Below are 8,623 nucleotides of genomic sequence, written 5' to 3'. Positions count from 1 at the left end.
CAGATGTGACCTTAAAGGAGCGAAGGCCCTGTATTCTCCTTCTTAGGGAAAACCCGCTCTCCCGAATTCACATTGAAAATATGCTTCGTGCCCATGATGCAGGAGCTGTTATCATGACAGCAAGTCCCCCGTTTTATCACCGGCCGGATGATATCACCGGGCTTGTGGATGCGGTTGTTGCCCGGATACTGGATCATCTGCATATTACGCACTCAATAGGCGGAAGGTGGAGTGGATTTCCATGAGGACATTTATTGAAGAGATGAGAACCAGGGGTCTTGTCACTGACGTGCATGAACCGGTTTCCTCACGATATGATGCACCAAAACGTGCATTCAGTACAGACCGGCTGTTGTTCTTTCATAATCTTGACGGCAGAAAGGCCGTGATGAACCTTGTTGCAAGCAGGGATGCTCTGGCTGTAGCGCTGGGAGTGACTCCCGATGTTCTGGTTCCCCGGCTTGCTTCCTGCCGGTATAACGGAACGCTCGTCGATGCAGGAACTCTTCCGATGCGACCGGTAAATCTTGATGAAATTCCCATCATGGAGAATTACCCGGGAGAGGCGGGCAGATATCTGAATTCAGGTGTTGTGTTCTCCCGGTATGAGGGGGTTGAAAATGCCTCTGTACATCGGATGCTGAAAGCAGGAAAGGATAAACTGGTTGCCCGGCTTGTGGAAGGTCGCCATACACACACCCTTCATAAACGGGCCTGTGCGAATGGAGACCGTCTTCCGGTTGCGGTCGTGATCGGGATGCATCCGCTCGTTCTCTTTGCCAGCTGCAGCCGGGTCCCGGAGAGTATGGAGCTCCCCTTTGCTGCTGAACTCCTTGGCGGGCAGATCCCGGTCTATACGCTTTCAAACGGGGTCAGGGTTCCGGATGCCGAGATCATTCTTGAAGGGTATATCGGCAATGAAACCGCAGTAGAGGGCCCATATGTTGATATTACACGGACCTATGATCCGGAACGGATCCAGCCGGTCATCGAGCTGACCGGGATGTATACCAAACCTGATTTTATCTATCACGGGCTTGTCAACGCCGGAGATGAGCATAAACTTCTGATGGGCGCTCCGTATGAACCCCTCATCTACCGGGCAGTTGCAGGGGTGACCGGGGTGACCGATGTGGTCCTTACCAAAGGCGGGTGCGGGTACCTGCACGGCGTGGTCCAGATAAAGAAACGGACAGAAGGAGATGGGAAGAATGCCATAATGGCAGCATTTGCAGCACACACCTCCCTTAAACATGTCGTGATTGTCGATGGTGATATCAATCCCAATAACCCCTCGGATGTTGAGTTTGCCATTGCAACACGGGTTCGTGCAGATCGGGATACGCTTATTATCTCCGGTGTCCGTGGCTCTTCCCTTGATCCATCACGGATTGGAGACGGCCTGAATGTGAAGATGGGCATTGATGCCACCATGGAACTGGGAAAGGAAGAAGAATTTGTCAGAGCGGTCTGGGAGGACTGATAATGCATCTGACAGCAGAAGAAGAATCGCTCCTGAATGGTGAGGAGGGAGAGACCAGGCAGCAGCTCATGGAGATACTGGTCGGGGTCGGTACAGTGTTTGGTGCAGAAGAGATGGTTCCAATCCGGAGCGCCCAGGTATCAGGAGCGTCATACAAAACGATAGGCGAATGGGGCCTGAAATGGCTTTCAAGTCTTGATGCACATGCCTCCGTTCCTGCAATTCTCAATCCGGTCGGTATGGACCGGATCAGATGGGAGGAGATGGAAATAGATCCTGATTTTGCAACAAAGCAACTCGAGGTAATCTCTGCGTATGAACGTCTGGGTATCAGACTTGAATGCACATGTACTCCGTATTACCTGAACATCACAGAATACGGGGATCATCTGGCCTGGTCTGAATCATCAGCGGTCAGTTATGCAAATTCGGTTATCGGGGCCAGAACAAACCGGGAAGGTGGGCCATCGGCTCTTGCTGCAGCGGTCATCGGAAAAACCCCAAAATATGGGCTTCATCTTATTGAGAACCGAAGGCCGGGGATTCATATCCGGGTGGAAGGTGAACCAAAGGAGGCTGATGCTGCCTGGTACGGGGCACTTGGATCTCTAGCCGGAAAGATAACGGGAAACCGGATTCCACTCTTCTCCGGTATCCGTCCAGGAAGGGATCAACTGAAAAACCTCGGTGCTGCGATGGCTGCAACCGGGGCTGTTGCCCTCTATCATGTACAGGGTATCACCCCTGAGGCCAGGATCTTTTCCTATAGCACCAGGGGGTTAGAGGAAGTACTCATCGGGGCTGATGAGGTTGCATCGCTCTTTACCGGAGAGGATGTGGATGCCATTGCGATCGGGTGCCCGCATTGTTCTCCTGATGAACTGATGACGCTTGCAGATCTTCTCAATGGGTGTGTTGTACACAAACCGGTGTATATCTTTGCAGCACGGGATGTTATCGAACGCGAGTTTGAGTTGGTCAGAAAGATTGAACAATCCGGGGCACGGGTGTATGCCGACACCTGTATGGTTGTCTCACCTGCTCTTGAACGGTACGATCGGATTATGGTCAACAGTGGCAAGGCACTGGCCTATGTCCCGACCATGTGTGGAGCCCGGGCGGTGATTGGGTCTACAAAGGAATGTATCCGTATGGCCTGCATTCCCTGATGTGTATCATGTCAGTCTTTGACAGGATAGTTTAACGTAGTTGTATCCTATACTGAGAAGCAACTGATGCCTGATCCCGGGGAATCATATTACGAGATTTTAAATGTCAGACGGGACGCCTCTTTCGAAGAGATTACGGCATCGTATCGGAAGCTGGCAAAGATCCTTCATCCTGATGTCTGCGATAGTCCCGAAGCAGAGGAACTGTTTAAGTCCATTAATGAGGCATATCAGATCCTGAAGGATCCAAAAAAACGGGAGGCATATGATCTGGCCCTGCTGGAGGCGGATGAATCAGATTATGGACGATATTATAATGGAGGAAGGCGGTACAGAGATCCCCGGACGTGGTATTATGCCCATCTCCATCAGTCATATCACCCTCCACGCCAATCGCCTGAAGAGGAACGGCGAAAAACAAGAAAGTCATCCATTCCCCGGATCCTCCAGGTTATTCTCTTTTATGCAACCCTCCTTATGGCAGTCGTTATTCTCTTCCAGCTCTTTCTCCTTCCCTGGCTGAACGGGATGGCGGCAGCAGAGGCCAGATCAATGTTTGAGGAGGGGAACCGGTGGATGAATGAAGCAGAGTACCAGAAGGCGATAGAAAGTTACGACCATGCCGTCACCCGGCTGCCCGGGTTTGCTGAGGGATGGCGGGCCAAGGGTCTTGCTGAAATACGAAAAGCCGAGGATTTGTCTGAACGGGGACTCAATAATCAGGCAGAGTCATATTACCGGTCAGCAGTCCAGTCATTAAACCGGGCATATCTCTCATTTTCAGATGATGCACAGGTCCTCTTTGGACTTGGCCGTTCCCTTCATGCCCTTGGAAGAGATGAGGAATCAGTCATATATCTCAAAAAATCACTGGAGCTTCGTCCCGGAGATCCAGTCGCAAAGGATCTGCTGAATCAGACCAGGATGAAAACCGGTATTCCGGCAGCATAACACATCCTCCAGCAGAGGAGGAATAGTATCAACATTTCACATCATGGCAGACATATCACCCCGCATGCAACAGTACTATGACCGGCTGAATGCAGGTCTTGCACAGGCAATGGAGGTTGCCCAGGCAGCCAGAAAGACCGGCCTGGATCCCGAGACCTATGTTGAGATCCCGATTGCAAATGATCTGGCAGACCGGGTTGAGGCACAGGTAGGCATTCCGGGCGTCGCCCGGATGATTCGTGAACTCGAGGCAGTCATGTCCCGTGAAGAGGCATCCCTCCATATCGGCGACTATTTTGCGGAGAAAAAGTTTGGAGAAACCACAAAAGAAGAGATCCTTGATCATGCCATCCGGACCGCCATGGCTCTTCTGACCGAGGGCGTCGTCTCTGCACCTATAGAAGGAATCGCCAAGGTTGCAGTAAGGAAAAATGATGACGGAACTGAATACCTTACCATCTACTATGCAGGGCCCATACGGAGTGCCGGAGGGACTGCACAGGCACTCTCAGTCCTGGTCGGTGATTATGTCAGAAGAATCCTTGGTTTGTCCCGCTATATCCCTCGTGAGGAAGAGATTGAGCGGTATATCGAGGAGATCAGGCAGTATAACTCCATTATGAGTCTTCAGTATCTCCCCTCCGAGCGGGAGATCCGGCTTATCATTAGTAACTGTCCGGTCTGTATTGACGGTGAACCGACCGAGAAGGAGGAGGTGTCAGGCCATAGGAATCTGGAACGGGTAGAGACCAACACCGTCCGCGGAGGAATGGCCCTTGTCATTGCAGAGGGCCTTGCCTTAAAGGCACCAAAAGTCCTGAAAAACGTCAGGAAGATGAAGATGGACGGATGGGACTGGCTTGAGGAGATGATTAAGACCCCTGCGGGAAGTTCATCATCAGAGGAGAAAGAGGTTGGAATCCACCCAAAGGATAAATTTCTGCGTGATTTAATCGGAGGAAGACCGGTCTTTTCGTATCCGATGCGGCAAGGTGGATTCAGACTCGTATATGGCCGGTCCCGTAACACCGGGCTTGCAGCAGCAGGTCTCAATCCTGCAACCCTGCATATCCTTGGGGACTTTCTTGCCGTCGGTACCCAGATGAAGATTGAGCGTCCGGGAAAAGCAGCCGGCATCTCCCCGGTTGACAGCATTCAGGGCCCGACCGTCCGGCTTATCAATGGCGATGTGGTCAGGGTGCATGATGCAAAACGTGCACGTGAACTGTCCCCCCAGGTCAGTCATATCATCGATGTAGGCGAAATACTCATCAGTTATGGCGAATTTATGGAGAATAACCATGTTCTTGTCCCGTCTGCATACTGTGAGTCATGGTGGCGGCTTGAGGGAGGAACCAGACGTCCGGCAGATGAGGCCGAGGCCATTGCCCAATGTGAGACAGGATTATATCTTCATCCTGATTACCTCTATCTCTGGGATGATCTCACCGTTGCCGAACTTCGGGCGCTTGCCGATTACATTCATACACACGGATCTCTCGAGAACGGGACCTTAATTCTCCCCCTGAATCCGACGATAAAAGAGCATCTTGAACGGCTCTTATGTGAACATCAGATACGGGATGGGATGATCCGGATATCACCGTGCCAGATTCTCCTGCGATGTCTTGGTCTTTCTCCTGCTCTTGCCTATACCGGTGGCTGGGAGAAGGAACTGCCAAAAACAACCCTTGAAATTGTTCAGCACCTTTCAGGAATGAAGATGCGATCCAAGGCCGGGACCAGGATTGGGGGAAGAATGGGAAGGCCGGGGAAATCAAAACCCCGGGAGATGAAGCCGGCTCCCCATCTTCTCTTTCCGGTCGGTGAAGCAGGCGGATCAAGGCGGTCGGTGCAGGAGGCGACAAAATTCACCTATCAGGCAAACACCGATGGAGGCAACCTGCAGCTGGAGATGGGTGTCAGACGGTGCCCTGCCTGCAAAGCAGAGACCTATCTGAACCGGTGCTCCTGCGGACAGCATACTGAACCGGTGCTTTCGTGCTCCCGGTGTGGCATTGAGGTCCAGGGACCGGTCTGCCCTCAGTGCGGGATGGAACCAGTATCGGTCCGGCAATATACGGTCAACATCAGGCAGATGTTTCAGCAGGCACTGGCAGACCTGGGGATGCGTGAGCGGGATGTGGAACTGGTCAAAGGGGTAAAAGGGCTGGTCTCGCGGAATAAGCCGGTTGAAGTGATTGAAAAAGGGGTTATCAGGGCAGCACACAAGCTCTTTGTCTTCAAAGACGGGACGGTCCGGTTTGATATCATCGACATGCCTCTGACCCATTTCAGACCACGGGAGATTGGTGTCACGATTGAGAAACTGAAGGATCTTGGATATACCCATGATATATACGGTGTCCCCTTACAAAACCCGGAGCAGGTGCTTGAGCTCCCGCCCCAGGACATCCTGGTTCCTGAAGGATGTGGTGATTACCTCTTTTCCTGCACCAAATTTATCGATACCCTGCTTGAGAAAGTCTATGGCCTTCCTCCCTTTTATAATTTAGAAAAACGAAGCGATCTGGTCGGCCATCTTGTCATCGGGCTTGCCCCACATACCAGTGCAGGGGTTCTTGCCCGGATTATCGGGTTTTCAAAAGCGAACGTAGGATATGGCCATCCCTTTTTCCATGCAGCAAAACGAAGAAACTGTTCCTTCGGGGACACCCTGATCGAGGTGTATGAGGACGGGATGCTGCATGAGATCCCAATCCGCCGGTTTATCCTCGAACACATGGATCTCTCCCAGGCGGGGGTGGATGTCCTGGGGACGTACTATGCTGATCCGGTCCGGCCGGCACATGTTAGAAGTGTTGATACCAGCGGTATACCCCATCTTCGCAAGATTACCTCCATCTCCATTCACAAAGCACCTGCAAACCTGATCCGGTTTCAGACCGCACGGGGAAGGACCCTTTCGGTGACCCCGGATCACGCCATGCTCATCTGGGATGTCTCATATCTTCGCAAGATCCGTGCCCTTGAGGTTAAGATTGGAGATGCCGTCCCGATCTGGGAATGCGGGGTGGTAAACAGTGACCGGATTGTAACTATTGATTATGTTCCCTGTGAGGATGAACGGGTCTACTGCCTCACAGTCGATCAGGATCATACGCTGGTTGCAAACGGTATCTTCACCGGTCAGTGTGATGGTGATGAGGACTGTGTTATGCTCCTGCTTGATGGGCTTATCAACTTCTCCCGTTCGTTTCTTCCGGTAACGAGAGGCGGATCAATGGACGCTCCCCTTGTTCTGACCAGTCGGATAGATCCGACTGAGATTGACAAGGAGAGCCATAATCTTGATGTCTGTCCCACATATCCGATTGAGGTGTATGAGACAGCGCTTCGGTACGGGAATGCAAAAGAGGTGGAAAGCCTGGTTGACCGGGTGGAGAGACGGCTCAATACCCCTGCTCAGATTGAGGGATTCTTCTTCACCCATGATACATCAGATATATCAGCCGGGCCGCTTGAGACGATGTATACCCAGCTTGAGTCAATGCTGGAGAAGCTTGACTGTGAGCTCTCTCTTGCCAAACGGATACGGGCCGTTGATGAGCATGATGTTGCAGAGCGGGTTCTTCAGACCCATTTTATCCGTGATCTTCAGGGAAACCTCTCGGCATTCTCAAAACAGAAGTTCCGGTGCACCAGATGTAATACCAGTTACCGTCGGATGCCTCTTGCCGGAAAATGCCGGTGCGGAGGAAATATCATTCCAACCGTCCACGAGGGCTCTGTTAAGAAATACCTCCAGATGTCACGGCAGATCTGTGAAGAGTATAATATTTCAGAGTATACAAGGCAGCGGATTGAAGTCATCGACATGAATATTGAGTCCACATTCGGAGAAGAGAAGGTACAACAGAAGGGTCTTGCAGATTTCATGTAATAATCGTCATAGGTGTGCTCACCTGTCACTTGAAAGTCTAATACTTTATATCTTTTTTTCTGGATGGTAAGAGACCGAAAGGAAATACGGAAAATATACAAATAGGATACACACCAACTTATGTACGTCAGCTTGGTGTGGATATCTTCCATACCTTCTCTTCTTTCAGTTGTGCGGGGATAGCCAAGTGGCCAAAGGCGAACGCCTCAAGAGCGTTTCTCGTAGGAGTTCAGGGGTTCAACTCCCTTTCCCCGCATTCACCTGTTTTCGTGGTCGATTTTAACGGAATTCTCTCTCCTGAAATGCTCGATGTGGCTTTTCGGGAATGGAATAATCAAAGTCAGGATGATGCATAAAAATGTACCAATACCTCATCTCTGTGCCGTAAGGTTTGAGGGGGTGAGGAATTTGGCATGGGTGAAGTTCACAAAATTCTTCAATAGATAGTTCTCTTTCTTTGGCATCAGAAATGGCACTCATTCCAGTTCAACGAAAAATTACGTATGATTTACTCATGCTGTATGATTCAGCCAAATACCACAATGAAATAGCAGATATCCAGGAACTATCGGAAATTAAAAGAAAATATGGTATAATCTTATCAATATCCTGATCAGGGGATACGATCAAATCTATCCAGATTCATCACCTTGACCCATGCCATAATAAAATCCGTGATAAATTTCTCCTCCCCATCTGCACATGCATACACTTCGGCCAGAGCCCGAAGCTGAGCATTTGATCCAAAGATGAGATCCACCCGGGTACCGGTCCATCTGCGTTCACCTGTCCTTCGGTCTTTTCCCTCAAAGAGATCCGCTTTCTCTGACATCTGGCTCCACTCGGTGCTCATATCAAGAAGGTTGACAAAATAATCATTGGTAAGCACTTCAGGGCGTTTTGTAAAGACCCCATGCTGCACCTGTCCGTAATTTGCATTCAGGACCCGCATACCACCAAGAAGTACTGTCATTTCCGGGGCGGTGAGTGTCAGGAGCTGAGCCTTGTCAATAAGCATCGCCTCGGGTTTCATGGGGCCCTCTCCTTTCAGATAATTACGAAAACCATCCGCAACAGGTTCAAGGACTGCAAAAGACGTAACATCTGTCTGTTCCT

5 protein-coding genes, 1 tRNA gene and 1 pseudogene are annotated in these 8,623 nt (G+C 50.8%); 6 read left to right on the top strand and 1 reads right to left on the bottom strand.

The features are described 5' to 3' along the window. The 6 genes and pseudogenes from PLA23_RS07565 to PLA23_RS07540 all read left to right on the top strand — a co-directional run. Window positions 1–245: pseudogene (locus PLA23_RS07565) on the top strand (flavoprotein); the annotation flags it as partial. Next, window positions 242–1,483, top strand: coding sequence for a UbiD family decarboxylase (locus PLA23_RS07560; RefSeq protein ID WP_324329124.1), 1,242 nt, complete (start codon window positions 242–244; stop codon window positions 1,481–1,483). The pseudogene PLA23_RS07565 and the gene PLA23_RS07560, both read left to right, overlap by 4 nt. Before the next feature lie 2 nt (window positions 1,484–1,485). After that, window positions 1,486–2,652: an aconitase X gene (locus tag PLA23_RS07555; protein ID WP_324474719.1), complete on the top strand. Its 1,167-nt coding sequence runs from the start codon at window positions 1,486–1,488 to the stop codon at window positions 2,650–2,652. A 66-nt stretch (window positions 2,653–2,718) separates the two neighbouring features. Beyond that, entirely contained in the window at window positions 2,719–3,603 is an 885-nt protein-coding gene (locus PLA23_RS07550; protein WP_324474717.1) for a DnaJ domain-containing protein, read from the top strand. A 43-nt stretch (window positions 3,604–3,646) separates the two neighbouring features. Beyond that, window positions 3,647–7,507 (top strand): DNA-directed DNA polymerase II large subunit, encoded by a 3,861-nt coding sequence (locus PLA23_RS07545; protein ID WP_324474715.1) that lies wholly within the window; start codon window positions 3,647–3,649, stop codon window positions 7,505–7,507. A gap of 173 nt (window positions 7,508–7,680) precedes the next feature. Further along, window positions 7,681–7,763: transfer RNA gene (locus tag PLA23_RS07540), tRNA-Leu, on the top strand. A gap of 357 nt (window positions 7,764–8,120) precedes the next feature. On the opposite strand, the gene PLA23_RS07535 is transcribed toward PLA23_RS07540, so the two are convergent. Continuing rightward, window positions 8,121–8,623: peroxidase family protein (locus PLA23_RS07535; RefSeq protein ID WP_324474713.1), on the bottom strand; the 503-nt coding region annotated here is incomplete at its 5' end.

This window comes from Methanospirillum sp. (assembly GCF_035406105.1).
Classification (GTDB): domain Archaea; phylum Halobacteriota; class Methanomicrobia; order Methanomicrobiales; family Methanospirillaceae; genus Methanospirillum.
This window is presented reverse-complemented; position numbering and strand designations above follow the sequence as displayed.

What these genes read in the sequence shown, in the direction of transcription:
- PLA23_RS07550 (WP_324474717.1), top strand. Translation starts at nt 2,719, where the DNA reads ATGCCTGATCCCGGGGAATCATATTACGAGATTTTAAATGTCAGACGG.
- PLA23_RS07555 (WP_324474719.1), top strand. Translation starts at nt 1,486, where the DNA reads ATGCATCTGACAGCAGAAGAAGAATCGCTCCTGAATGGTGAGGAGGGA.
- PLA23_RS07560 (WP_324329124.1), top strand. Translation starts at nt 242, where the DNA reads ATGAGGACATTTATTGAAGAGATGAGAACCAGGGGTCTTGTCACTGAC.
- PLA23_RS07545 (WP_324474715.1), top strand. Translation starts at nt 3,647, where the DNA reads ATGGCAGACATATCACCCCGCATGCAACAGTACTATGACCGGCTGAAT.